General features: G+C 36.6%; 27 protein-coding genes and 1 pseudogene. 12 read left to right on the top strand and 16 right to left on the bottom strand.

The window, feature by feature from the left end:
* Positions 1–28: 28 nt before the first annotated feature.
* The 15 genes and pseudogenes from IGJ52_RS03445 to IGJ52_RS03375 all read right to left on the bottom strand — a co-directional run.
* Positions 29–475, bottom strand: a complete 447-nt coding sequence (locus IGJ52_RS03445; protein WP_002376042.1) for a YaiI/YqxD family protein — start codon at positions 473–475, stop codon at positions 29–31.
* Positions 472–1,500, bottom strand: coding sequence for a hypothetical protein (locus IGJ52_RS03440; protein ID WP_002363239.1), 1,029 nt, complete (start codon positions 1,498–1,500; stop codon positions 472–474). Before IGJ52_RS03440 ends, IGJ52_RS03445 begins: the two co-directional genes overlap by 4 nt.
* 93 nt (positions 1,501–1,593) lie before the next feature.
* Entirely contained in the window at positions 1,594–2,604 is a 1,011-nt protein-coding gene (locus IGJ52_RS03435; RefSeq protein ID WP_010816356.1) for a sugar kinase, read from the bottom strand.
* Between the two features lie 9 nt (positions 2,605–2,613).
* Positions 2,614–3,357 carry a 2-dehydro-3-deoxy-phosphogluconate aldolase gene (gene dagF / locus IGJ52_RS03430; RefSeq protein ID WP_010816355.1) on the bottom strand — a complete coding sequence of 248 codons (744 nt, stop codon included), beginning with the start codon at positions 3,355–3,357 and terminating at the stop codon, positions 2,614–2,616.
* A gap of 3 nt (positions 3,358–3,360) precedes the next feature.
* Positions 3,361–4,467 carry a DgaE family pyridoxal phosphate-dependent ammonia lyase gene (locus IGJ52_RS03425; protein ID WP_010816354.1) on the bottom strand — a complete coding sequence of 369 codons (1,107 nt, stop codon included), beginning with the start codon at positions 4,465–4,467 and terminating at the stop codon, positions 3,361–3,363.
* Entirely contained in the window at positions 4,457–5,566 is a 1,110-nt protein-coding gene (locus tag IGJ52_RS03420; protein WP_002420099.1) for an amidohydrolase/deacetylase family metallohydrolase, read from the bottom strand. Before IGJ52_RS03420 ends, IGJ52_RS03425 begins: the two co-directional genes overlap by 11 nt.
* A gap of 8 nt (positions 5,567–5,574) precedes the next feature.
* Positions 5,575–6,663 carry a DUF871 domain-containing protein gene (locus IGJ52_RS03415; protein ID WP_438791916.1) on the bottom strand — a complete coding sequence of 363 codons (1,089 nt, stop codon included), beginning with the start codon at positions 6,661–6,663 and terminating at the stop codon, positions 5,575–5,577.
* An 8-nt stretch (positions 6,664–6,671) separates the two neighbouring features.
* The gene (locus IGJ52_RS03410; RefSeq protein ID WP_002383078.1) at positions 6,672–6,971 is read right to left on the bottom strand and encodes a hypothetical protein; all 300 of its coding nucleotides are present in this window, start codon (positions 6,969–6,971) and stop codon (positions 6,672–6,674) included.
* Positions 6,972–6,996: 25 nt separating this feature from the next.
* Positions 6,997–8,310, bottom strand: coding sequence for a PTS sugar transporter subunit IIC (locus tag IGJ52_RS03405; protein WP_002383077.1), 1,314 nt, complete (start codon positions 8,308–8,310; stop codon positions 6,997–6,999).
* Positions 8,311–8,440: 130 nt separating this feature from the next.
* Positions 8,441–9,136, bottom strand: a complete 696-nt coding sequence (locus IGJ52_RS03400; RefSeq protein ID WP_002361314.1) for a DUF4310 family protein — start codon at positions 9,134–9,136, stop codon at positions 8,441–8,443.
* Between the two features lie 19 nt (positions 9,137–9,155).
* Positions 9,156–9,935: a DUF4311 domain-containing protein gene (locus IGJ52_RS03395; protein WP_002355709.1), complete on the bottom strand. Its 780-nt coding sequence runs from the start codon at positions 9,933–9,935 to the stop codon at positions 9,156–9,158.
* A gap of 15 nt (positions 9,936–9,950) precedes the next feature.
* Positions 9,951–10,307, bottom strand: a complete 357-nt coding sequence (locus IGJ52_RS03390; RefSeq protein WP_002383076.1) for a DUF4312 family protein — start codon at positions 10,305–10,307, stop codon at positions 9,951–9,953.
* Positions 10,308–10,337: 30 nt separating this feature from the next.
* A complete protein-coding gene (locus tag IGJ52_RS03385) occupies positions 10,338–10,694 on the bottom strand; it encodes a glycine-rich SFCGS family protein (RefSeq protein ID WP_002355707.1) in 357 nt (118 codons plus the stop codon).
* Between the two features lie 14 nt (positions 10,695–10,708).
* A complete protein-coding gene (locus IGJ52_RS03380) occupies positions 10,709–11,032 on the bottom strand; it encodes a PRD domain-containing protein (RefSeq protein ID WP_002393661.1) in 324 nt (107 codons plus the stop codon).
* A pseudogene (locus IGJ52_RS03375) lies at positions 10,998–11,984 on the bottom strand (BglG family transcription antiterminator); the annotation flags it as partial. The pseudogene IGJ52_RS03375 and the gene IGJ52_RS03380, both read right to left, overlap by 35 nt.
* Before the next feature lie 79 nt (positions 11,985–12,063).
* On the opposite strand from IGJ52_RS03375, the gene IGJ52_RS03370 reads away from it, so the two are divergent.
* The 9 genes from IGJ52_RS03370 (at position 12,064) to IGJ52_RS03330 (ending at position 21,667) form a co-directional block, all read left to right on the top strand.
* Positions 12,064–12,537: a hypothetical protein gene (locus tag IGJ52_RS03370; protein WP_438791915.1), complete on the top strand. Its 474-nt coding sequence runs from the start codon at positions 12,064–12,066 to the stop codon at positions 12,535–12,537.
* 295 nt (positions 12,538–12,832) lie between these two features.
* Positions 12,833–13,033 carry a hypothetical protein gene (locus IGJ52_RS03365; protein WP_438791914.1) on the top strand — a complete coding sequence of 67 codons (201 nt, stop codon included), beginning with the start codon at positions 12,833–12,835 and terminating at the stop codon, positions 13,031–13,033.
* Positions 13,034–13,081: 48 nt separating this feature from the next.
* Positions 13,082–14,368 carry a hypothetical protein gene (locus IGJ52_RS03360; protein WP_438791913.1) on the top strand — a complete coding sequence of 429 codons (1,287 nt, stop codon included), beginning with the start codon at positions 13,082–13,084 and terminating at the stop codon, positions 14,366–14,368.
* Between the two features lie 157 nt (positions 14,369–14,525).
* Positions 14,526–17,282: a SpaA isopeptide-forming pilin-related protein gene (locus tag IGJ52_RS03355; RefSeq protein ID WP_438791912.1), complete on the top strand. Its 2,757-nt coding sequence runs from the start codon at positions 14,526–14,528 to the stop codon at positions 17,280–17,282.
* 56 nt (positions 17,283–17,338) lie between these two features.
* Positions 17,339–17,770 carry a hypothetical protein gene (locus IGJ52_RS03350; RefSeq protein WP_438791911.1) on the top strand — a complete coding sequence of 144 codons (432 nt, stop codon included), beginning with the start codon at positions 17,339–17,341 and terminating at the stop codon, positions 17,768–17,770.
* 321 nt (positions 17,771–18,091) lie between these two features.
* Entirely contained in the window at positions 18,092–19,561 is a 1,470-nt protein-coding gene (locus IGJ52_RS03345) for an FtsK/SpoIIIE domain-containing protein (protein WP_438791910.1), read from the top strand.
* Positions 19,545–20,651 carry a replication initiation factor domain-containing protein gene (locus tag IGJ52_RS03340; protein ID WP_438791909.1) on the top strand — a complete coding sequence of 369 codons (1,107 nt, stop codon included), beginning with the start codon at positions 19,545–19,547 and terminating at the stop codon, positions 20,649–20,651. Before IGJ52_RS03345 ends, IGJ52_RS03340 begins: the two co-directional genes overlap by 17 nt.
* A 51-nt stretch (positions 20,652–20,702) precedes the next feature.
* Positions 20,703–21,248 carry a hypothetical protein gene (locus IGJ52_RS03335; RefSeq protein WP_438791908.1) on the top strand — a complete coding sequence of 182 codons (546 nt, stop codon included), beginning with the start codon at positions 20,703–20,705 and terminating at the stop codon, positions 21,246–21,248.
* 14 nt (positions 21,249–21,262) lie between these two features.
* On the top strand, positions 21,263–21,667 hold the full coding sequence (locus tag IGJ52_RS03330) for a hypothetical protein (RefSeq protein ID WP_438791907.1): 405 nt from the start codon (positions 21,263–21,265) through the stop codon (positions 21,665–21,667).
* Positions 21,668–21,764: 97 nt separating this feature from the next.
* Here the strand turns inward: IGJ52_RS03330 and IGJ52_RS03325 are convergent, their stop codons facing one another.
* Positions 21,765–22,460 (bottom strand): hypothetical protein, encoded by a 696-nt coding sequence (locus IGJ52_RS03325; RefSeq protein ID WP_438791906.1) that lies wholly within the window; start codon positions 22,458–22,460, stop codon positions 21,765–21,767.
* A 461-nt stretch (positions 22,461–22,921) separates the two neighbouring features.
* Here IGJ52_RS03325 and IGJ52_RS03320 point away from each other — a divergent pair, with 461 nt between their 5' ends.
* From IGJ52_RS03320 to IGJ52_RS03310, 3 genes are all read left to right on the top strand, one after another.
* Positions 22,922–23,167, top strand: coding sequence for a hypothetical protein (locus IGJ52_RS03320; protein ID WP_438791905.1), 246 nt, complete (start codon positions 22,922–22,924; stop codon positions 23,165–23,167).
* Between the two features lie 658 nt (positions 23,168–23,825).
* Positions 23,826–24,044 carry a hypothetical protein gene (locus tag IGJ52_RS03315; RefSeq protein ID WP_069663656.1) on the top strand — a complete coding sequence of 73 codons (219 nt, stop codon included), beginning with the start codon at positions 23,826–23,828 and terminating at the stop codon, positions 24,042–24,044.
* A 2-nt stretch (positions 24,045–24,046) separates the two neighbouring features.
* Complete coding sequence (locus tag IGJ52_RS03310; protein ID WP_221677711.1) at positions 24,047–24,442, top strand: TcpE family conjugal transfer membrane protein; 396 nt, start codon at positions 24,047–24,049, stop codon at positions 24,440–24,442.
* Positions 24,443–24,600: the final 158 nt, after the last annotated feature.

Genomic DNA, 24,600 nt, shown 5'->3' with positions numbered 1-24,600 from the left:
GAAAAATTCTTTGCTTGCCTTTTCCTTGCTAAAGACTCCGTTCCACCAGCTCAATAAGGGCTTGTTTAAACGTTGTTCTATCTTTGTCTGTAAAAGGTTTAGGTCCTTTCGTTCGGCCACCTTTTCGCCGAATTTGGCCACTAAAATAGCGTTGTTCTAACAATCCATCAATATTTTCTTTCGTATATTGATAACCCAGTTGATGTAAAACCAACACTCCTTTTGGCAAAACCAAGGAAGCTAAGCCATAATCTTGTGTAATTAAAAGATCCCCTTTTTTTATTAACTGCACAATTTTAAAATCAGCAGCATCCGCTCCTTTATCAACATACACAAAAGAGACATTTTCTGGATAATCTTTTAAGGAATAATGATCTACACTAGTAACAATCACCACATCCAAAGCTTTCTCTACAGCGACTTCAATAACCGTCTCTTTCACAGGTGAACCATCGCCATCGACAAAAATTTTCATTCATTTCCCTCGATTCTTCCTTGCTCTAACCATTTGGGATGACGTTGAAAGTAGTGTTGTAATTCGTCAAAAACGACTTCTTTAACCACTTCATATAACTCTGTATTTCTTAAAATGGTTTTCGTTGCATCCGTGTAGCGGGGCTTTGGTATCGTAATGGCTAAAACAAAATCAAATTCTGCTAAAAAACTATCTGCTGTCACAGATAATGAATAATGTTGCTCCTCTAAAAATTGATTAAAGGCGGCCACTACGCCATCAAGAAAACCCTCATAGTGAGTTCCACCAAGACTGGGATAATGCCCATTAACAAATGTTTTTTGCACTTGCGGCGCATGATTTTTACTCAAAATAAATTGAACAAGGGCCAATTCTGTTTGCTTGGCTTGAATAATCGGTGCAGCTTTTCTAGTTAATGGGTTATCTTTTTCAAATAAATAATTACTTAAACCTTTAGGGTAATAACAAAGATTTTTTTGTTCCTCTTCTTGTGTTAAGAGAATCTTTAAGCCTGGATTCAACATGGCAATCTGTTGACATTGTTGTAAAACACGCATATAAGAAAGTGATTCTGTACCAAAAATTTGCGTATCGGGCCAAAACAAGACTTCAATTCGTTCCTGTGTTTCTTCAATAGGTAATAATAATCGTTTTTTCAATTGCCCTTGATGGTAAATAAAAATAGTCCGCTGTTTTTCTTGATCGATACTGATTCCTACTTGTTTTGAGAAGGCTTGTAAAACAGATAAATACAGAAATGGTGGTTCTAAATCGACTTGCTTTTGTTCAAAAACAAGCGGTCGTGTGGAAGATACCTGAAAAGAGATTTGTTGACGCGATAACTGTATTGCAATTTTCCCTTGATTCTTTTCAATGAAAAACTCTAATAAACCGTTAATTGTCTGAACAAGTAAATTCTCTAAGCCGACTAAGCCAGTCGTTCCAATGAACGCTTCTGGTCGTTTTTGAATCCGTTCAATAAATTCATCATTTTCTAAAACTGTTAAAAGATGTGCAACACTCATCCTGCTGCCTCCTTTGCAATCTGTTTCTTTTAATTATAATGAAAAAAAGACCAGAAGAAAAGCCACACACGACTTTTCTTCTGGTTTTCTTCTTTAACGAATTAAATCAATATTCGGATGCTCGAGAACATGATTCACTTGTTTGACCGTTGTCAAAGGAATATCTCCTTGAATCGTATGTGCAAGGACCCCATTGACTGTGGCAAAGGTAACTGCCTTTTCTAACGACCAATTTTGGCTATAGCCATATAAAATCCCCGCCGCATAAGCATCACCAGCACCAATTCGATCAAGATTAAGAAGCGGTCTTTTTTCACTCTGTTGGTACTCATTTTGGGTATATAAATACCCACTTAAGTAGTTTTGATTTTGGGAATGACTTCTCGTTGTCCCAGCAAACCATTCCAAATTGTATTGAGACATGAAACGCTGAATCAGTTCAGTTTCTTGTGCCTCACCTTCTAAATCTTCTCGCGGAATGAAACCTAATAGCTCGACCAAATCACGTCGACTGCCAAAAACAATATCACAATAAGATAAAATGCGTTCGTACTGTTGACGCATAAAGAGTGCGCTATTTGCTGTATTCAAACTAGGTCGATAATTAAAGTCAAAACAAACTTTCTTTTGACAGGCATGCGCCTTTTGAGCAAGTATCAAAGCAGCATCACGAGTTTTTTCAGTTAAACTTAACGAAATACCACAAATATGCACCATATCTACTTCCGCTAAAAAAGCCTCAAAATCGTAGTCCTTCGCCTCGCTGATGCCAAAAGCACTCTGATGGCGATTTTGATAAGTTACTTGTGTGGGTCGGATTCCATAACCCATTTCTGCAAAAAAACTACCAATATGATCGCCCTTTTCTCCTACCCATTGATCTGAAATTCCTAACTTCCTTAGCGCTGCTTTGCCAGCTTCACCAAGACGATTGGCAGGTAATTTCGTAATCAATGCTGTTTCTAGTTGAAAATGAGCCAAATTTGCTAAGAGATTTACGCCAGTACCTACAAAGTTCATTCTTAACTGCTCTGTTTGTTCTAACATTAGATACTCTGGCGGAGTGAAACGAAGCATGACTTCACCAAACGCAGCAATTTTCATCTTTGCCACCTACTTATTCAATGTGTTTTTCATCATGGTTAGTAACGTTTTCACGTCTTCTGTTCTAGTGTCCCCTGTTTCTTGATCGATAATTGAGCTGTAAACATGAGGAATGATTTTTTTAACGCCAGCATCCACCGCAATTTGAACAATTTCTTCAAAGTTTTCTAAATCAATGCCCCCTGTTGGCTCTAAATAAAAGTCATACTTGGCACAAGCTGCTGCTACTGCTTGGTATTCTTCTTTGTGAGCCAAGCCTTTCATCGGGAAATATTTAATGGAACTACCTCCCATGTCTTTCAACAATTTGATGGCAGTTTCGATAGGTACTTCTGCCGCTGGCGCACCCGAGCTTAACGGACCTGTCGCAATGTTAACATAGCCAACTTTGCCTGTGGGTGACACCAAGCCATTAATCACTGTTTCGTCTTGACGAAGTAAGGCCCGCGAAGCGCCGACACCTGTGAAGACTTGGTTCACGTGTTGCGGTTGTAGAACTTCTGATAAGCGAGCCACCATTTGACTTTGATTAGGATCGCCAGCCCCTAAGCCGACAGATAAAGCGTTGTTGGTTGCTGCTTGGTATTTTTTCATATCTTCAATGGCTGCTTCATCGGTTTCATAGTTTTTTGAAAGGACGCCTAACACAACATGCCCTTCTGCTGCTTCATAACAGGCTTGGGCATTTTCTACTGAATTGGCTAAGACGTTTAAACAAATGCGTTCTTCTAAATAATTAGGTTTTAATGACATGGCTTATTTCTCCTTTGTGTCCATAATTTCTTGTAATCGTTGCACGATTTTGTTCATTTCTTCTTGATTGACAGAACGAATGTCAAATTCAATGATGCCATTGTTGGCTTGATATTCACGCGTATAAATGGCCGGACTTTCTGCTTTTAATGCTTGGATGACTTCCTTAGCGGTTTTTCTGCCGTCCACTTTGACACTGGCGCGATAAATGTCTCGGCCAGCGCCATCTTGGACGATTTTGGCGGTTAAATCTGACAAGTTGTTGATAGCTTCAACAAACGGTTTTAAGCGCTCTTGCATCGAAGCCCCTGATTCACTGCCATGCGCCAAGTATTCTTCCACTGCTTGCGTAAAGCCTAGGATATTGTCTTTGCCAATTTTCATTGCTCGACCAATGCCTTTGCCTTGTAGGCGCACCCAGTCAATGTATTCTTTTTTCCCGACCACTAAACCGGCACTTGGCCCTTCAATGGCTTTGGCGCCGCTGTAAATCACCAAATCAGCGCCTGCTTCAGTGTATTTGAAAAGATCTTCTTCTGCTGCCGCGTCAACAATTAGCGGCACCTTGTGGCGTTGCGCCACTTTGGCCGCTTCGGCCACCGTCAGCATACTTTTTTGCACGGTATGATGGCTTTTGATGTATAGAATGGCCGCTGTTTTTTCGGAAATCATCATTTCCACGTGTTCTGGACTGCACATGTTGGCGTAGCCAGCTTCCACCACTTGGCCGCCGCCTTGCGCTACCATGACTTCTACAGGCGTGCCGTAGTCCACGTTGTGCCCTTTAGGTAAAATAATCTCTCGCTGTTCAATTTTTTCTGTATAGGGATGATACGCGTGGTACAAGCTGCCTTTTCCAATCAGGGCAGCCACCGATTGGGCAATCCCCGCTGAAGCCGAGGAAACGATTTGGGTATCTTCTACCTTCAACAAGTTGGCTAAAAAGGCCCCTGTTTGCACACTAAGTTCACTCATTTCAAAGAAATGTTCGCCGCCGAATCGTTGAGCCGCGAGGACTGCCTCCGAAACTTTTGAGACACCTAGAATGGTCATTTTCCCAGAAGCATTAATGACTTCTTTTAAGTGGAATTTTTCGTAACTAATTGTCATAGATTTCTCCTCCAATAATTGTTTTGATTGGGCGAATTTGCTCTTTGGCTACTCGTGTCAATCCATTAGAATCAGTCAATGTTTTTTCTTCTGCTTGAATCGTGAAAATCGTTAAATCAGCATCTTTACCTATTTCCAACGTGCCTTTTTGAGCTAAATGGAAATTCTCAGCAGGAGCCTTGGTTACCTTTTCAATAATTTCTGGCCAATCATAGCCGACCACACGGAGTTTTTCCATCGTTGTGGCTAAATCATAAACAGGACCATTTTCTCGGTTACGGATGTAGATATCTGTGCTAATTGATGCAGCTTTCATTCCCTCGCGCAACGCTGTTTCAGCTACGTGAAAATTGAAACTATCCGTACCATGCCCGATATCAAATACGACCCCTTTGTTGTACGCTTGCCAAGCGAAATCTTTTATTTTATCCGTTGCTTGGTCTAAAATGCCATTTTCTTTCCCATTAAAACAATGGGTTAGGACATCCCCTTTTTCCATCAAGGCTAAAATTTCATCTAAATGAGGTGGTGCTGATCCAATGTGAACCATTAAGGGAATTTCTTGGTTCTCTTGCTGAATCTGTTTGGCCAATTCTAAAGGCGTAATGCCGTTATCGCCAATAACGGTCCTACTCATACGGGCTTTAATCCCTACAACAAAATCTGGTAATTCTTGAATCGCTTTTTTGACCAAACTCGCTTGTACTTTACTTAAATCTGCGAGTTCGTCCTGAGCAACGATGCCCCATTTAGAAATATTGACTAATCCAAAAACATTTGTTTTTGCTTGCTGCGCTAAGTCATAAAATTCATGAATGTTTTCAGCACCTGTTGTCCCAGCATCAATCACTGTCGTAACACCCTTTTTGACCCCAATTTCATCTGGATAATCATAATAAAGAGCCATTTTTTCAAAACAATGAACGTGATCATCTATCCAGCCTGCGGATACATAAGTACCTGGTTCTAAGTGGATAGTTTCTTTTGCAGAACCTGAAATAGTTGCTGCAACAGCAGTTATTTTTTTCTCTTTAATTGCAATTTCAACAGGCATACCATCTACTGTCTGTCCATTTTTTATAAGTAAATCGTAGTCCATATTCTTCCCTACTTTTCTATAAATCTAAATTTTGTCCAAGGATTAATGAATTCTAATAATACAAGTTCTTCTTCTATAATACGCCCTACTCGGTTTTTGCGTGAGTCTTGATGTGGTTCTAAAACGACTTGTAATTCATTTTTGTATTTTCCAAATGCATCATTTCCCACAACAACATCTCCAGGTTGTAGCATTGCTTGATTATCATGTGGGGGATTAGCTTCATTTTTATATTTTTTACGCACTTCTGTGGAACGAATCATCTGCTGAGTGATATCTCCACGGCGAAAATGTTGATTTTTTTTTACGATTTCTTTTTCAATTTCAGAAGTCGTTTCTTCAAAAACAATGGTCAATTCTGTTTGATAACGATTCAACTGACCCAATACTTCTAATTCTTCGTTGGAAGCATAAGCATTTCCAATAACAACATCATCAATTAAATTTGTTGCAAATAAATGTTTAGCTTGAACAGTGACTGGCAACTGTCTATGCATTTCTAAAGTAGGTAGCCCATCATTCACATCCCAAGGACCAATTTCACCTACCTGTGATGAAATAAAAGCAGCTGTCCGAATACCTTCCTTTTTAAAACGGATGCTACATTTTTCAAAGAAATCATACGGCAATGCAGTTCCCGCTTGTGGATAAAAGTTATGACAACCATATAAGAAAGGTCGATTCGCTTCATACGTCAAAATGTTATCAAGATAAGCAACATCATTACTCATATTCAGCTCAATAGCCACGCCAAATGGATTAAACGTCAACATGGCTTCTTTATTTCCATCAAAACCTGTATCCAACCGAATCCCGTCAGCTCCTAATTCGCTGAAAAAAGTCAAATCATCATATGAAATTTCCAATTCATCAAAGATACTTGGAACGACATCTAAAATTGTTTCAAATCCTAAATTTTTCGCATAACTAATTAATTCTTTAAATTTTTTCTGAGCCGCTTCTTTGCCATCGGTCACTTCTAACATACTCATAAAAATTCGAGTAAACCCACATTCGCTGGCTTTTTTTAAATACGCTTTATCTTGATTGATATCACTATGATCTGGATAAACTGATACACCTAATGCTCTTTTCATCTTCGTTCTCACACTCCGCTATTTTCAAATTTATTTCGAAATTTCCAAGCAATCACCGAGCTACACAGGATTGTTGTAGAGCCAACGAGCAATACTGGTTGATTTAGAAATCCGCCAATTATCATGGAAAGAGTAATACAAACTGCCGTAAAAACCAACGTCTTTACTAAACCAAGTTGATAAACAACAGTAGGCAACTGCCCTTTTTCTATAATAATTTGACTAACGATAAAAAAGAAAATGAACCAAATAATCATCTTATACGCTCCTGACCTTCTTCTCTGACTTAGAAGGGGCAGGATATTCATATCAGAACACCCGCCCTAACATTTTTTAATTTTTCGCTGCTTGTTCAGCTGCTAATTCTTCTGCTTCTTTATCCAATTGTTGTTTTTCATAAACTTTGAAAAATGGATAGTAGATAGCTATTGTAATTAAGAAGTTAACAATCACTAATACTGCGGCCGAAAAACTCCAATTGGTACTCATCCAAGCAGCAATTGGTGCTGGAATTGCAAACGCTAAGCGTGCAGCCATCATCGGAATTATATTAGCGACTGTTAAGAAATAAGATAACGTTGTGGTAATTAACGGTGCCACGATAAACGGAATACCTAAAATAGGATTCATTACGATAGGCGTTCCGAAAATAACTGGTTCATTAATATTAAACAAGCCTGGTAAGAACGATAAACGGCCAAGACTTTTCAGATACGTTGATTTAGAAAACATCATTAAAACAACTAAAGAAAGCGTAGTTCCAGCGCCACCAATCCAGATAAACCATTGTAAAAACTGTTCTGTAAAAATATTAGGTAACTGATGAACGTTTGCGCCATTGGTAAAAGCTTCAAGGTTTTCTGCAATCGACATATCCCAGAAAGGACGAATAACTGGGCCCATAATCGCTGGACCATGAATCCCTAAAACCCAGAAGAAACAGATTAAGAAGACTGTTAGTAAGCCGCCAAATAAACTGTTACCAGCAAGGATACCTTTAAGTGGCATTAATAACGTACTCAAGAAACCATTCAAATCAAAACCAATTACGTGGCGAATAACCCAGAATAATAAAAGAATAACTGCTCCTGGAATTAACGCAATAAATGAATTTGACACTTCAGGCGGTACGCCATCTGGCATCTTAATCATAATATCTTTTTCAATAAAGAAGCGATAAATTTCAACAGATAACAGCGCTGTTACAATCGCACCAAATAAAGAAGCTGAACCTAAATTTGCTAAATTAATATAGCGCCCTGCTGTAATGACGTTGTCAACATCTTCAAAGACACGTGTTGGTGGTGCCGCTGTTACTAAAAAGGCCATTAATGCTAAAATTCCGCACGTCAAAGAGTCAAGCTTATAACTTTTGGCCAATGATGAAGCAATCCCAAATGTTGCATAAAGTGCAAGTAACCCCATCGTATAGCGGGAAGGAATATCTAAAATTGCTTGATAAGGTTCAATCAATTTTGTGTATGCCTCAATTGGAATATTTTGAAAAATTGTAAAGAATGAGCCCACAATTGTTAAAGGCATCGTTGCAATTAATCCTTTTCTAATCGCTGTCATATGGCGTTGCGAACCAAATTTATTCGCAATCGGCATTAACTTAACTTCCATCCACTGTACAAAACCATTCATTTGTTAATTCCTCCGTTCAACTAATAAAAATAATAATTATTTCGCATTTATAATAACATAGTAACATTATAATGTAAACGCTTATTCTTATTCGTGACAGAGAAAGTGCAAAACAAAAGGTTTTTTCTTATTATAAAGAAACCGGGAATATTGCACCAAAAATCATTGCGCCTAAAATTGCGCCCCCAGCGATTGGTTTTTTCCAAATGTAAAAGCCTAAAGCTCCTAATGTGGCACCAATCCCAATAGGAATCGAAGCACCCGCCGCACTCAAAATAATTAACGGACCTAAGAAACGTCCTGAGGCATTACCAGCCCCCATCATCACATCCGCACCAAAAGTGGAATTTCCTTGATTGATAGTAAATTTCCGAATCAACACAATTACGCCACCAACTGCTAACCCTAGTAGCGCACCTGTTAAAAGGGCTAAGCCAAAGTTTTCTACAGGTGCTTTAATTCCCATGCTGAGGAAAATTGCAGGTACGCCAATCCCAATCCCCGTTAAAATTGAGCCACCTAAATCTAAAATCCCGACTAAGGAACCTTCTAAAATTCGTGCAAACAGGAAACTTGCACCAAATGCTGCGGCAGCACCATAAGAACCACCATCTAAACCAGCTTTTAGCATCGCAACAATTGAAACTTCATTAAAGGCGCCCACACCATAAACTACATACATATGTGTTCCTGCAAAAATTGCCGCTGACATAATCCCGACTAAAATGGGAAAGCCCCAATCAGCATACCAAAAACTTTTGCCTTTTAAACCTTCTTGAATTTCTTGTTCTTGTTGTGCCCATTCATTTTTTTCTTGCTGTTCCATCTATGAGACCTCCTTTTTTCTACTTAACGGTGAAGACATTGTGTAAATTATTTAACCATTGGGGAATAGACAAGCGGAAACTTTCGATCATTTCTAAGTCGAAACCTCGGAAGAAGCCACTTAAAATAAATAATAAGATAATGGCACCAAGCATGCCGCGTGTCATTCGGGTCCACCCTAAATCATCGACACCTTTACCGATTAAGATCCCTAATACAACTCCTGGGACAGCATTGCCCATGACTAATTGAGATAATCCGCCAAATAACGTTCCCCAAAAACCCGTCCGTTTTCCTGCATCTAAAGCCGCTAGCCAGAATAAAACGGGCATCACAGTATTGATTAAAATCGTTGCTGCAGGTACCAACACCGCAACTGCTGTTACTTGTAGCGATTCTGGAATTGCTGCAGCTGTACTATTTAAGAAAGCCACAGTCGCCATTCCTACAAAGGCCCCGACAATCCCCATTTTTTTGGGATTATGCATCGTTTTAGTGACATCTTTATCCTTTACCAATAAAATTGCTGCAGCCCAGTTAGGCACAATCCGGTGGGTCACATCTTGTGTAAAGGCCCCTGCTCCGACGGCCGAAGCCCAAGCATTAAAGAAAAAACCTAAACCAAAAGAAAAGTGTGATGCCGGATCTCCTTGTGCCGCGTTCATTTCTCCTAATGTTCTAAATGCCCCTAACCCTTGCGTTTGTGGTGCATGAAACATCCGAGCAGCGCCTGCGCCAGCTGCAAAACCTAGTAAACCACCAATAAGCAATGACTTCAGCAAAATGATTACAAATTCCATTCCTTCTTCCTCCCTTTATACGCCTCTTTTTGAAAGAAACGGAACTACTACTGCGTTCGGTTCTTTAATTGTTTCCGTTAAAAAATCAACTTCTTCGACTGCAATGGCTTGGATTTCCACTTCTACAGCTAGTTCGACATGATAAATCACTCTCTTTCTAGGAAAGAAGAAGAACAGAAATTTTTCTGTATAAACTTGTTCTTTTGCCTGACGAATAGTTACTTTTTTCGGTTCAATCCGGATGAGGACCTCTGTTGTTTCTTTTAATACTTTTTTTGAAACATCATTCAATGCACTTGCAAAAGCTTCATTCTTCTTATTACCTTTTCCAGAAACAATCACGGTTTGTGTTGACCGTTTTGTGGCATCCATAATTACCGCTCCTTTCTAAGTTACTACTTTCTATGCTCCGTGTTTCTTAATAAATGCTTCAGTTACTCGTTTACCAAGTTCTTCCTGATCCATAAAACCAAATCCAAGAACAGTTTTCCCATCGTTAATTGCTGTTACCCCTTCTTCGATTGATCGCATGCCATGTCTTTCGGGATACCCGTATTTAGTAGCAGCCGTTAACGCCCCTGCACCACCACTGCCACAGAAAGAAATGCCTAAATCTGCCTTTTCTTGTTGCATCACATCTCCTAAACGCATATCAGCGCCCATTCCTGGAACAACAACCGCACGACCACCGGCTTGCTCCACTCCTTTTGCAACATTTTGTCCCTTTCCTAAACGATCTGCGATAACTACTGTAATCATAACTTTTCCTCCTATTAATTGTTTTGTTTAGCAACTTCAAAATGAACAGCTAAAACATACCATTCATCTTCTGATAACTGACCAATTGCTTCTGTTGTTTCTTGTGCAATTTTCAACGTTTCTGGTGTTAGTTCCGTAAATAACGTCCGATCAACACCAGATAATGTCGTTCCTTCTCTTGAACGATTCAGCATCTCATTGAGATGGTTGATCAAAATCGTCCACTGTAATTCCGTTGGTTCAATTTGTGCTTCTGCTAATCGCGCACTGGTTTGTTTGATAATCGATTGTAGCTTTTCTGGTTCAGCACTTTGTCGAATGATCTCCTGTGCTTCCATTGCTAGTTCCATCCTCTTCCTCCTTTGGTTGTTCTAAATAATTAAGTAATGCTGAAATTTCAGCATGATTGACAGGTAACTCATTTTTAGCAAATAAACATTCAATTTGCCGAATTTCTTCTTGTCTTTCACGCGATACTTCTCCATTACAAGGAATCTCTTCGTATTGCTTATTAAACGTAATCCGATGTGTCATTAATAAAACGTGCAGTAAAAAGGCTTCTTGATATTCGCTCAGTAACTTTGTTTGAAACATTCGTTTTAACTCTTCATAAATAATATACGCTTTTACTAACAAATCTTGGCTTTGTATCCGTTCATTTTTTTCAATTACATCAGATTTCGTGGAGCGAGCGGTACCTTTCCCTTGACGTTTCCCTAATAAAATTTTATCGACCTCTTCCCGAATCAAACTTAAGTCTGTGTCCGTCAACAATGGACTAACTTTAATAAATGGGTATGTCATTTCTTCAATTGGGAAAATACTCAATACCAAATCAGGCTTTTCTGCTTGAATCACTTCAGTTGCATTTAAAACAGAAGCAAATCCCGCGAGTTCAACGTTTGGTACTTCCTCTAAAATTTTTTGTTCAATTAAACTGGTCACACCTAAGCCCGTCGAGCAAACATACACAATCCTAACAACTTTAGCTTCCTGCTGTTGTCGTTCCTGAGCTGCCAAAAAATGCAACGCAATATATGCGCAGAAAGAATCGTTGACTAGCAAAACAGAACGTTGAATTAATTGTTTACAGGCACTTTGAATAGCTAAAAATAACGCTGGGTGTTTTCCTTTGATTTCTTCAGAAAACGGATTGTATTCATTAATAAATAAATGTTTCTTTGTAAAACGTAAGGACAGGTGTGCAAACAAGTTCGTAAATAATTGGCGATCATTTACAAAAGGATAATCCAGCTCTTTTGAAACGCTTTCAATGACTTGCTTTGACAGATTATACTTTAAAGTGCAAAGGTGATAGAAACACTTATCACTGACGCATTTTAAAGTATTTTTTTGTGGAGGAAAGGACATGAAAATTTTTAAATGGTCTGTCGAAACAATCGTTTTAAAAGATGATTATTCTCTTGAAAGTTATTCTTTTGAGATAGAAACAATCGGTGAATCTAAGCAAGATGTCTTTCAAATTGCTAAGTATAAAACTGAAAAGTTTCTAAAAAACAAGAATCAAGACTTTCATAGAATCACTATATGTTGGTTAGAATCCAAAGGATTCTATCACGTAAGTAAGTATCAACGGTTTGTTCGATTGTATGAGAGTAAACGACCACGAAAAGCAATCATGAACATTCTCCACATACCTTTTTGGAAACTTCGAGAGTATGAGGAATATTACAACGGAAATACGAAACCACTCACTCGAAAGAGTTATGTTTATCTTAGAAAATTCTTGACTGATGAACAAATTCGTAGGCGTTGTAAAATACCTGAATGTGAATTTAAACAGTTTTTAAAAAGTATGAAATCTTGTGCAGTATCTAGTTGAATATCATAGACACATAATTGTGTGTAGGGTCGAGTATACATTGGTCTGATTCGATAACCAAGCTTTAAGACAATGTCACCCTTTATCAAAGCTCATAACTGCACTCTACTTTGGCGGGATTGTGTTAATTTTTAATTGATACGAGTGACCAAGCTATTTACAAGGATAGCGTAACCGTATGGCAAGTGACAGGCAAAATAAATTTTCATATATATAAATCTTTATTTACTAATGAATGATGAATGATTGTTTATTAGTAAGTAAAGATTTTTTTATGGAATAAAGGAGGATTGAAATGTTTCGAGTGTTATTAAAAAGAGTAAGAGAACTAAATGAACAAGTGAATATGCTTCGTGATAATGGTGAGTATGCTTGCTCTGTTCATTTACAAGCTGGTTGTATGGGAATGCTTGAGTGTTTACATGTTTCTGGTGAATTAACGAGTGAAGAAAAAGAATCTTTAATTATGGAGTTACAAAAACGGGAAAACAATTGACTTTTTTTATCAAGAAAGAAATAATATTATTATAAGGAGGAATAAAAAATGAAATTAAACGAACAAGTGAAAAAGTTATCAAAAAAACAAAAGGCACTCATTGGAACGGCAGTTGTTTTATTGGTGTTTGGTGGTGGATTTGGGTATAAAGCCTATGCTGATAGTCAAATCAAAAAACAAGTTACTCATGCGCAATCGTTAATTAATGAACAATCCAAGGAGCATAAAGTGTTTCAGGATAAAGTCAAAGCATTATATAGTGCAAAAAAATCTGGTTTTTTAAAAAAGGATTTAAGTAAACAAACATTTGATTCGCTTGAAAATGATTTAGAAAAAATTCAGGCTGACTACTCTTCTATCTCTATTCCTAAATCAGGTGTTGATGTCAATAAGTATAAACAAAACTATACTTCAAGTATGGAGTCTTTAAAAAAAGCAATGGCATTATATATTAAGCAAATTGATGTTAACAACTTGTTTGTAAAACCTGTTTTAAACGGTGATTCTATTACTAATGAGGTTGCAATTAAGGATAATTTAACAGCTGATGAAGTAAAGAAAGTAAAATTATCTAAAGATTCTACTGAATGGGAAAAAACCGTAAATGCTTTAGTGAATAATGCTGATAGCCAATTAAAGCAAATAGCAAAAGCAAAAGTTGCTGTGGAAAAAGTATTCAAAGATAACAAAGTTGTCAATTTTGAACGGAAAAATTATGATTCTGCTAAAGCAGAAGTAAATAAGATAAAAAATGAAACAGCAAAAAAAACTTTACAGTCCCAACTGGAAAAAGTAAAAACAGAAATTGATAAAAAAGAAAAATCAACCAAGGGAGAACGTTCTTCGGTAAAACCAGAAGTACAGAATACAGAAAAAACAGATACTAATATTAATGAATCTGCAACAGCTCCAGATACTCAACTGAATTCGGCTAGTAATAGTGAATCATCAGAAATTGTACAAAATCAACCTTCTGTTGATGGAGTGGTTTCTAGTGATAATGGTGTGCCAGCAAATAATACGCCTGTAAGTGATGGCTCTAATAACGGAAATGGTGAATCTAATTATGTCCCTTCACCTACTCCACAACCCACGCCAGCACCAACACCGCAACCTGTTCCTACTCCAACGCCAGCCCCTACACCAGCTCCTGAGCCAACACCTGAACCTACGCCAGAACCTGAACCTACACAGCAATGGGTTGGCTGGTGGAACGATGGCAAACAGTTGCACAGTGCGGGAACATTTAATTCAGAAGCTGAGGCTTTAGCAGCTGGTAAAGCGTTGTGTATGCAAAATGGTGGTATCGGGACTTGGGGAGCAAGTTCTCTGTAATTAATTCAATAATAAGAAGACAAAGACAGTTCATTGATGAGCTGTCTTTTTTGTTAGAAAGGAAGTGTTTTAAATGAAAAAAATCCGTTCTCCGTCTAACTGCTTTCTGTAATTTAAAATAGGAAAGAAAAAAATAAATGAATAAGAAGGTTAAATTATGAATCTGAAAGGAAAATTAAATAAGCTGAAAACCTTAGCTATGTTAGGGGTCATTAGTATACAAACTTTAGTATCTGCTGTTCCTGTACATGCTTTGTCTGCAAGTGATGTATCGTTTGACCATGATAATGAGCGAACAATGTCTATCACTTGGAAAGGAGAAACTAGGGATGTCTGGACTGCACCTATCTATCTTGACCGTGGAAATGGTAAAGAATTAGTGTTCTGCGTGGATCCATTTAGCCATGTAATTGAAGGTGAAGGTTACTCGAGTAACCCGTTTGTTTTAAATCGTGAAGCTAATTTAGTTAGTACACTATGGAAATATGCAGGCACAGATTTAGATACAATGTTTGTCACGCAAGAAATGATGTACAATGCAATTGGTGCGCAAGTACATTCAAATGGGGATTTGACAGAAGCCCAACGAAATGCAATTAAGGATAAAATCAACAATGTTATCAAGAATTATGAAAAGAAACCTTCGTTTCATAACAAAACGGTTGAACTTACTTTAGGTAAAACAACTCCTATTGAAGATATTAACAATGTCGATTTATCAAAGTTTGATATTTTAGACAGTAACACCGCAAATGTTGATTTTTCTATTCAAGGCAATAAATTAATGGTGACACCTAAGAAAGATTCAAAAGAATCGGGTAGTTTAATGTTAGAAAAATCTTTAGAACGTGGCACACCTTATGCGTGGAAAAAAGCAAATTCTCAAGAAGTTGTTAGTGCGGGTATTTCTGACCCAGCATATTTCAAAGTGAATTTTAACATCGTAAAAACTGGTGATGTGAAAATCAAAAAAGTGGATAAAGTCACAGGTCAAGTTGTTCCAGGAACAAAATTTGATGTAGAACATGACGGAAAAACACAAAGTGTCACAACGGATAAAAATGGTGAAGCTGTAGTTAAAGGAATTTTGCACGATACTAAAGTAAAAGTAACAGAAACTTTTGTTCCTTCGCCTTACATTTTAGATAAAAACAATACAAAAGAAGTTATTGTTCAAGCTGGCAAAACGGCAAGTGTTGAATTCAAAAATGACCGTGCAACTGCTAAAACATCACTAATAAAGCAAGATAGCACAACTGAATCAAACAAGCCATTAAACCCTACTTATCCTATGACTGGTGCTAAGTATGGTTTATTTAAGTCTGACGGTACATTATTAAAAGAGTTCGTCTTAGATGATAAATTGACAGCTACAATGGATAAACTAGAATTAGGTTCGTATTATTGGCTCGAAACGCAAGCTCCTACTGGTTATGTACTGGACACCACAAAACACGTGGTTGATTTAACCTATAAAGACCAATACACACCTGTAGTCGTGAACGATGCTCAAAGTAACGATGATGTTATCCGTATGAATTTAGACGGACAAAAATTGATTCAAAACGATACAAATGAAATCTTTAAAAACGGTGTTGAGTTCACGTTGACAAATCAACGTACAGGAGAAGCTCAAACCGAAACAACGGCAAATGTAGACGGAAAAAAAGGCTACTTCCGTTTTGCGGATTTTGCGATTGATGATTATGTACTCACTGAAACAAAGGGCGTTGATGGTTATAAAAACATTGACCCTATGGAAATTAAACACTCTTACGATAAAGAAACAAATACATTCACCTTTACAGTAATTGACCAAAAAAGCGGAAATGTCTTAAACACAGAACAATTCACACAAGAAGAACTAGCGAAAGGTGAAAATGTTGACCTTGGCACCTACACGCTTAAAGACAAAGCAACACCAGCAGAAACACCAATCGTGGATATTGTTTCTCAAGCTCATACTGGAGACGGGAAAACACAAACATTTACTTGGGGTGATGATGTAAAACTGTATGATGATGTAAAAATTTCCCATAAAAATATTGCTGTAGGCACAGAACGTGCGTTTGAAGATACTCTAGTTGCAGTCACACCTGATAATAAAGAAAAAGATGTTTGGTCTTCTGGGAAAATTGATTATAAAGTAACAGAAAACAACACTACACAACGTGTTCAATCTGACTATGACTATAAAAAAGACCCAAAAGGCACTCGTTACTTTTTCAAAGTAGTTGGGTACAGTAAGGTTTCTGATAAAAAATACAAAAAAGATACAGAACACAATTTTGATGGAAAACAAAAAAATCAAGATTTAACCCCTGAAATACCTGAAAATCCTGAGGTATCTATTTCTACACAGGCGCATACTGGAGATAACAAAACACAAACATTCGTTTGGGGTGATTTAGTTACGCAATACGATGATGTAAAAATATCACATAAAAATATTGCTGTAGACACAGAACGTGCGTTTGAAACAATCTTAGTTGCAGTCACACCTGACAACAAAGAAAAAGATGTCTGGTCTTCTGGAAAAGTGGATTATAAAGTATCTGATAAAGAAACTATCCAAACAGTAAAAGCTGATTATGATTACAGAAAAGACCCTAAAGGTACTCGTTACTACTTCAAAGAAATTGGCTATAGTAAGCCTAATGATAATGAGTATAAAAAGGATACAGAACACAATTTTGATGGAAAAGAAAAAACACAGGATTTAACCCCTGTAATGAAAGAAACACCTAAAGATACTCCTTCCCCTAAAGAATCACCTAAAGCCTCTCTTCCAATGACAGGTGAACAAATTAAAACCTCTCTAACTGTTGCTGGTGTTATTTTGATTTTAGGTGTTGGCGGTGCTATGTATTTACTAAATAAGAAAAACAAAAGATCTGGTAATAAAGAAGACTAGAAAATCACTAGTCTTCTTCTTTTTATAAAAAAAATAACGAAAGTAGGAATTTAACAATGAAAATTATTATGAATGAAGCGTGTGTAAAAGAAAATCTAGGTGAAGTAATGTTACTAGGAGTTAATGCTCGTCACCCTTATAACGAAACTACTCGTGAATATGATGAATCAATTATTGATTCAATTACTGTGAATCTGGCTTGTACCAATTTAGACAATAGTATCACTGTTCAATTAGAAGAAAAAGAAATGCCTAACGTTAAACGCTGGGCAAAAGTACGTGTGGCTGGGTTAGTCTATTCGCCTTCTGCTACTGCAAATTCTTTTGAAGACCGAAACACAGGGCGTCAACGCTCGTATGGTAGTATTAATGATCGTTTCACTGCTATTCGTATTGAAGCATTAGCACCAACCGATAGAAAAGCCGATGAAAATGGTCAAGTACTTGATTCTCGAGAACCTAAAGACAACAAAGACACAAAAAAATAGTCTCTAGTGGTCTTGTTTTTTCCTAACTTGGGATGAGCGAGGCGACTGGGGTTTGGGGTGGCAAGCCCCAAGAAAATAAACGATATGCGATGTACAATGAACCAAACTTTAATCTTAACGACAACGGACTTTCCCCCTTATACTATCTCGACCGAGTGATAGCTAAATTAGTTTCTAACTTGGTCTATCGCTCGGCGATTCGAGTTACAGGGGGAAAGTGTTAAATGTCAATAGATAAGGGTGGAGATTTTTTTGTGGGCTTGAAAAAAATACTACCCCTATTGACATTTGACAGTGATTAATCAAATAGGAGGTGTTCTTTTGCATTTTATAGACTGGCGCTATAAAGGGTTACGTGTGCGAACATGGCATAAACATTTGATTTGGCGTGTTCTATCCGTTTGTTTTCTCTTTGTCTTCTTTTCGTTTCTTATTTATCAATCATGGAATAAGCAATACTTTGCAATTTTAACGGCTATACCATTTACGTCTCTTTTGCATGCTGTTTTTTTATCTGTGTTTTATGGTTTGGCAAGTGATTTGCTACTGTTCGTTCTGTTGTTTCCTTTGTTTAAACGTTTTTTAGTTCTTCAACGTATCTGTAATATGGTTTATTCCTCACGCTTTTATATGGTGAATGATTTTGAAGCGCCGAATATGATGAAATCTAATCAAAAACGCATGAAAAAGGATATTATCTATTTTCCTCGTTTTTATGCAAAACTTAAAGGCGAGCAAGTTCTTATTACCGTTCGACTAGATGGTAGTCAATTTCATCAATCGGGCAAACTAAAAGAATTATCAGGGATTTTTGAGGATTTATTTTCTATTGATTTGGTTGGAATGGGGCAAAAAAATGGCTATTTTACGTACACTTTTGAAGCGGAAAATATCAAGAATCGACTTTCTATTACTGATGTAGTGCCACAAAACTATACCATTCCTTTAATGAAGGGCATTTCTTGGGCAATTGCTAAAGTGCCTCATGCCCTTATTTCTGGCGGTACTGGAGGCGGAAAGTCTTATTTTTTATTTATTTTGTTACGTGCTTTTATTTTAATGAAAGCTGATATAAGAATTGGTGACCCTAAAAATAGTGATTTAGCAGATATGGCGAAATATATGCCCCATGTTTATTCAGACCCGAAAGAAATTACAACAATGGTTGATAATGCAGTAATCGAAATGAACCATCGTTATTCAGAGCTAAAAAAACGTCAAGACTATAAAGCGGGTCAAGATTTCACGTATTATGATTTAACACCGCTTGTCATAGTTATTGATGAATATGTGGCTTGGTTAACAAGTATTCCAGCGAAAAAAGACCGTGACACAGTTCTGAACTCATTGAGGCAAATCATTTTGAAAGGTCGCCAAGTGGGCGTTATTGGTATATTTGCAACCCAACGACCTGATGCACAGTTTTTAGTTGGCGATATTCGTGACCAATTGGGCTTACGTATCACGTTAGGAGAAATGAGTGACGATGGCTATAAAATGGCGTTTGGAAAAACTGGGCAAACGTTAATTAACAAAGCAATAAAAGGACGTGGTTATATTCAATTGACTGGAAGTTTTATGATACGGGAGTTTTTCAGTCCGTTAGTCCCGAAAGGATTTGATTTTATTGAAGAACTCGGCAAGTTGTTGGTCGACGAACCGAACGCATTTGGAGCGAAGCGTACAAATGCTAGTTCGAGTTCATTAGACCAACAAAATGAGCCGTCAGGCGATTACGAAGTACGAGAAATAATTTTTGAGGAGAAGAATAGTTATGAGCGAAGCGAATAACGCCCCCACTACTAATAGGGGGGCTAGGCGTACAAGTGAAGAATTCCCTTTACGTGTTTTAATTGATTGGTGCCAAGTGACCATTAAGGACATGGATGTTCAAACGATATGTAATGAGCTATTGAACATTCCTTTTGAACTAATGCGAGAAGATGAGCGTAAAGGTATCAAGGGGTATCATGCTTCATACTGTTATGATGACATTAGAATTCTTGAAAGTAGCGGTAAAAATGCAGAAAATGGTATTCAATTATTGATGTCTGGTGCGGGTTGCCGAAACTATGAAATTTTTTTAGAAGCAAACAACGAAACGTGGTACGATTTCTTAGAAAGAGTGTTATTTTTTGGCGCAAATATTCCTCGTTTTGATTTGGCGATTGATGATAAAAAAACATATTTTAAAATTCCAACTCTTAAAAGAATGGCAAAAAAAGGCTATACTGTGGGTTCTTTAAAAATCGGTTCTGGTAATGATTCTTTTGCTTTGAAAGACGGAGAAAATAAAGGCGAAACGTTGAACGTCGGTACGAGGTCAAGTAAGTTATTCATGGTTTTTTATGAAAAAAACTATGAACAAGAAAATAAATTTAATCTCGAGGAAGGACTTCCTAAATGGAATCGTTATGAAATACGATTCCGACAAGAGAAAGCTGTAGCCGTTGTGAAAGAGTTAGTGAAAACCCAACGGGTTGATGAAGTGGCTCTTTCCGTTTTGAATCAAGAAATACGGTTTGTCGTACCTCCAGAAAATGGCACGGATTCAAATAAACGTCGCTGGGACGTTTGGCAACCTTGGGCTTGGTTCATGAAAGACGTAAGCAAAATAAAATTATCTGTTGATCCACAAGAAAAATCTTTTGAGCAGTTGTTTTCTTGGCTTTATAAGTCTGTCGCTCCTTCTCTCTGGGTTTTAAGGGAATTAGATAGGATTCATAATACCCAACAATTGAAATGGCTAATTGACCATGCAAACGTGACGGAGAAACATGGGAAAATGGTGGAAAATTATGAAAAACAAGTGGAACGATTGAAACTTAAACCTCATAGAATTGAAAGTATGGAAAAAAACATACTTGAATATTATGAATAAATCTTTGTCAAGTAGTGGAATTGTGATAAAATTAACATAGGAGGTTTTCAAATGAAGGTTTTGAAAGATAGTTTATCAAAAACTCAATTTGTAATAAAACGATTTGGTAGTAAGTTTGTTTTTTCCTTAGGATTGGGTGGATTAATTTCATTATATATAGTGGAATTTTTTAAAGTGAAAATGTTACCTCACTTAAATAATTTCAATAAATTACATGAAGTCTTAGCTGATAATAATATACTAAGTATTGGAAATATTGAAATAATAATTTTTATTGTGAGTATGGTTTCAATTATTTCAGCCCCATTATTAAGTTTAAATGATTCAAAAAAAAATTATAGTGTTGTGGGGCTGATTATTTTATTATTTGTAGAAATGGTAGCTGTTTTGTCTGTTTGTGTTAGTCAACAAATAGGAAATTTATTTATAGTTTGTACTACAATACTGTGTGTCTATTTAATTTGGTTGTTACTTGATATTTTAAAAATAGCTTATGCTTGGACAAAAATAGATAAAACTGAAAAAAATCAAATTGATGTTGCGAAACTTACCTTTATATGGGCAATAATTGTATTTCTTTTAGGTTTATTTAAATAAAAGGAGGTTTTTTGGTGTTGGGATTTATAGTGGAGACTTTGAATGAACATAAGTGGTATTATATTAGCGAATCAGCTATAGCTGGAGCGACAATTTGGTTTATTTTTATGTTAAAGGCTTATAATCAAGTGTTATATCAAATACAAGAACAGTATGCAAATAAAATACAGCAAACGATAGAAATCGCTGCAGAGCCCCAATATTTCACTTATCTTTTAACTGGAGGCTTTTTTATCGTGTTACTTGTTGCGTTTACTGTATATACCGTAAAAAAACTTTTCAATGTACATGCGCTTATTATTATTCTTGTAAATCTTGTGATTTTACAAGTTTTGTTAGTTACATTTTGGAATCCTGTATTGGCTACATTTGCTATGCTTTTAATTGGTGGCGGTATGTTTGTTCTTGCGAATTCATAATAAGAATAATGAATTAAAAAGACAATAATTTCTATTGTCTTTTTTGTTTATTATTGAAAATAACACCTCACAGAAGGCTTTCTGTGAGGTGTTTCGCTTATTTCAGTAATTCCACTACCGATTGTTTGTCTTCCTCGCTGTACGCTGGATATTGTGAAGAAATGAAGAACTCGCCGTTTTCGTCAAGCTCTAAAGCTACTTTTTTTAGTCCTTTAACAAAATAATAAATAGGTTTCTTTTTCCATTGTGTAACTGCTCCATTGTCAATTAGCGTCTGTGCTTTAGTACTTACTGTTTTGTTCTGGTCTTTTTCTTGCATTTCTTCCAATGAAGCAATCTTTCTTTTTAGTTTTGTTATCTCTGCGCCGTATGTCTTCATTTTTCTTGCTGGTTTTGTTTTGTTAAATGCTTTTGCTTCCTCGTTTTGTTTCTCTAGTTCGCTCAATTTGTTTCTAAAATAGTCTAAATTGTTCACGCTTGTTCTTGCTCCAACTGTTGCATAACTAGACTTACCAACAACATGTATATCTTTTAGTAGTACGTTTTCTGTTTTAAAGTCTTCAACCTTTTCTAACATGTCAATTCTGTTTTCTTGTTTTTCCTGTTCTTCTACTAGTCTGGTTGATTTAGCGTAGTGGCGCTTTACATTTTTGTAAATGTCAGAACGTCCGATGATGTTCGGCTGTCCGAACGGTATCATATCGTGTTCTTTTCTGATTGCTTGTGTTAACTCTGTTTGTTCGTTTTTGATGCGCTCCATTTTTGCTCTTGCTTGTTCTAGTCTTGTTGTCATGTTTACCAGTCCTTTTCTTTTGTTTTTTTGGTTTTTGCCACAGCCATTTTTTTGAGGCGTTTTTCAGAGGCGGAAAAGGTTTTTAAAGAATTTCAATTTTTCCGTTCTTAGTCTTTGCCCCGTGTATATTTGGTTATGGTTCATTTTCTCTCGGCTGTTATCTTCGGCGTGCTTATGAACTACACCTGTAGAAACGGGAAAAAAAGGGAATGCTGTAGTAAAAAAAATATTTGTACTGAAAGTTGCCCACAAATATTTTTTTACGCCCCTTTTTTTCCCGTTGCGGAAGGTGTATAAGCACCAACGCCGAGGATAACAGCTGGTCGAGAGAAAATGAGCCATAGACTACACGTTGCAAGAACGGATAAAATCGCTCTGAAATTCTTAATCTTTTAATAACAAAGTTTGGGGGTTGCCCTTTTTAAAGGGCAAGGTCTTATTTTTAGAGAGGAGAAAATATAATGTTGCTAAAAATATTGTATTTATTTTTGAAGATAATTTTACTGTTCATGATTGTTGTTTTAAGTGGAGTGATTGTTCTATTACTTCCCTTTATATTTATTTGTATCACTCTGGAAAGCTATGGTTTCGTTCTGTCTAGTGTGTTACTACTATTTGTTTGTTTTTACGTTATTTATCAAGGAATGAAAGAATTTAAAGAATTGACGTTAAGTTCTTTGTATAAACGATTGCCGTCAAAAAAATAGAAAGAGGTTTTTTATGTCAAAATATAAGGAATGCTAAAAGAAAGGAAAGATTACATGTTCATTACGTTATCTGATCGTTTAGAACAACTAGGGTTTATCACAATGTCAAGAGGAACCTATCAATTGTATATGGTTGAATTGCCACCCTAGAACCTCATTAGTGATTGAGGGGTTTTTAGACAAATCAAAAGGTATTTATTTGTATGACTTTTATTCAATGAAGTTTGATAAACGTAGCGGGACAAGCTACGGATACAAAATTTATTGTAATAAAGTTCCTGTAACAGTGATGTATAAAAAAGTATCAAGTCACGTTGCGTTTATGAAACAGTTACTTGATGGAAAGGGAAAATAATATGAGTACATTATTAATATTTGTGTTAGGTGTCTTGGTGGGAGCAAGCAGTGTTTCCAAAATAGACGCCTTTTTTGCTATGGAATCCCGTAGGCAAATTAAAGCAATCTGCAACAAATTTAACTGTAATAAAAACGAATTTACTTACTACATTGAAGACAATGACGGGTATTACATCGTTAGTCTCGATGATAGAGAATTTAGAATAAAATTCTCTATGAATCGACCGTGTCAAATTGTTTATTGTCAAGAAGTAGAATGTGTTCGTACAAGTGATATTTATTAAGAAAGGACGTTGAAAAAATGAATTTTTTTCAAAATGTATTTAATAGCGTAGTTGGTGAAGCAAAGTATTTCGTTATGATTTGTATGTTAATAGCAGCTGGTTACTTTGCGCTAGAAAGAAAAGCAAGTAAAGCTATTCCTGTTATTTTAGCTGTCGCTGTCGCCGTGTGGTTTGTTGGTGATACTGCGGGTGTGTTTGATTGGCTATTAAACAACATGAAAGCTTGGGGTAAATAATTATGCAACAAATAAAAAACTGGTCAAAAATCTGGAAAATTGAACGTGTTTTTTACAAAATAAGTAATGAAATCTCTTTACCCCGTCCAATCACACAAACTTTTTTAACATGGTTTATTATTTTATTTGTTTGTTCGCTAAAAATGAACGGTATCTTTCCATTCATGTTTTCTAGTGCATTAGTCAATCATTTAGGCATTCCCTTTGGGATTGCCTTTTTGTTGAATAGACGAACCTTTCAAGGGAAAAAGCCATATAATTATTTGTTAACACTGCTATTCTTCTTAATTCGTTCAAAAAGAACAAGACGAGGACGGCGTGCAAGAAAGCTATATGAACATGATTTTCAACATACGGTGTTGATTCGTGAAAGGAGCGAAGAAAATGAATATACCTAAGTTCGTGCCAAAGTTTCCTATTAGATATTTAGAAGAAAATTTGGTATTTAATACAGATGGCACAGTTTATGCTTACTATGAATTTACGCCTTATTCCTATGGATTCGTAGGACAAGATAAGGCTTTTCAAATAAAAAACAATCTTTTACGATTGATTA

This window comes from Enterococcus sp. DIV1758 (assembly GCF_051711985.1).
Lineage (GTDB): Bacteria > Bacillota > Bacilli > Lactobacillales > Enterococcaceae > Enterococcus > Enterococcus faecalis.
The sequence above is the reverse complement of the archived record's forward strand: the minus strand, read 5'-3'. Positions and strand labels throughout refer to the sequence as shown.

Coding starts and splice junctions, on each gene's coding strand:
- IGJ52_RS03445 (WP_002376042.1), bottom strand. CDS start 475: ATGAAAATTTTTGTCGATGGCGATGGTTCACCTGTGAAAGAGACGGTT.
- IGJ52_RS03440 (WP_002363239.1), bottom strand. CDS start 1,500: ATGAGTGTTGCACATCTTTTAACAGTTTTAGAAAATGATGAATTTATT.
- IGJ52_RS03435 (WP_010816356.1), bottom strand. CDS start 2,604: ATGAAAATTGCTGCGTTTGGTGAAGTCATGCTTCGTTTCACTCCGCCA.
- dagF (WP_010816355.1), bottom strand. CDS start 3,357: ATGTCATTAAAACCTAATTATTTAGAAGAACGCATTTGTTTAAACGTC.
- IGJ52_RS03425 (WP_010816354.1), bottom strand. CDS start 4,467: ATGACAATTAGTTACGAAAAATTCCACTTAAAAGAAGTCATTAATGCT.
- IGJ52_RS03420 (WP_002420099.1), bottom strand. CDS start 5,566: ATGGACTACGATTTACTTATAAAAAATGGACAGACAGTAGATGGTATG.
- IGJ52_RS03415 (WP_438791916.1), bottom strand. CDS start 6,663: ATGAAAAGAGCATTAGGTGTATCAGTTTATCCAGATCATAGTGATATC.
- IGJ52_RS03410 (WP_002383078.1), bottom strand. CDS start 6,971: ATGAATATCCTGCCCCTTCTAAGTCAGAGAAGAAGGTCAGGAGCGTAT.
- IGJ52_RS03405 (WP_002383077.1), bottom strand. CDS start 8,310: ATGAATGGTTTTGTACAGTGGATGGAAGTTAAGTTAATGCCGATTGCG.
- IGJ52_RS03400 (WP_002361314.1), bottom strand. CDS start 9,136: ATGGAACAGCAAGAAAAAAATGAATGGGCACAACAAGAACAAGAAATT.
- IGJ52_RS03395 (WP_002355709.1), bottom strand. CDS start 9,935: ATGGAATTTGTAATCATTTTGCTGAAGTCATTGCTTATTGGTGGTTTA.
- IGJ52_RS03390 (WP_002383076.1), bottom strand. CDS start 10,307: ATGGATGCCACAAAACGGTCAACACAAACCGTGATTGTTTCTGGAAAA.
- IGJ52_RS03385 (WP_002355707.1), bottom strand. CDS start 10,694: ATGATTACAGTAGTTATCGCAGATCGTTTAGGAAAGGGACAAAATGTT.
- IGJ52_RS03380 (WP_002393661.1), bottom strand. CDS start 11,032: ATGGAAGCACAGGAGATCATTCGACAAAGTGCTGAACCAGAAAAGCTA.
- IGJ52_RS03370 (WP_438791915.1), top strand. CDS start 12,064: ATGAAAATTTTTAAATGGTCTGTCGAAACAATCGTTTTAAAAGATGAT.
- IGJ52_RS03365 (WP_438791914.1), top strand. CDS start 12,833: ATGTTTCGAGTGTTATTAAAAAGAGTAAGAGAACTAAATGAACAAGTG.
- IGJ52_RS03360 (WP_438791913.1), top strand. CDS start 13,082: ATGAAATTAAACGAACAAGTGAAAAAGTTATCAAAAAAACAAAAGGCA.
- IGJ52_RS03355 (WP_438791912.1), top strand. CDS start 14,526: ATGAATCTGAAAGGAAAATTAAATAAGCTGAAAACCTTAGCTATGTTA.
- IGJ52_RS03350 (WP_438791911.1), top strand. CDS start 17,339: ATGAAAATTATTATGAATGAAGCGTGTGTAAAAGAAAATCTAGGTGAA.
- IGJ52_RS03340 (WP_438791909.1), top strand. CDS start 19,545: ATGAGCGAAGCGAATAACGCCCCCACTACTAATAGGGGGGCTAGGCGT.
- IGJ52_RS03335 (WP_438791908.1), top strand. CDS start 20,703: ATGAAGGTTTTGAAAGATAGTTTATCAAAAACTCAATTTGTAATAAAA.
- IGJ52_RS03325 (WP_438791906.1), bottom strand. CDS start 22,460: ATGACAACAAGACTAGAACAAGCAAGAGCAAAAATGGAGCGCATCAAA.
- IGJ52_RS03320 (WP_438791905.1), top strand. CDS start 22,922: ATGTTGCTAAAAATATTGTATTTATTTTTGAAGATAATTTTACTGTTC.
- IGJ52_RS03315 (WP_069663656.1), top strand. CDS start 23,826: ATGAATTTTTTTCAAAATGTATTTAATAGCGTAGTTGGTGAAGCAAAG.
- IGJ52_RS03310 (WP_221677711.1), top strand. CDS start 24,047: ATGCAACAAATAAAAAACTGGTCAAAAATCTGGAAAATTGAACGTGTT.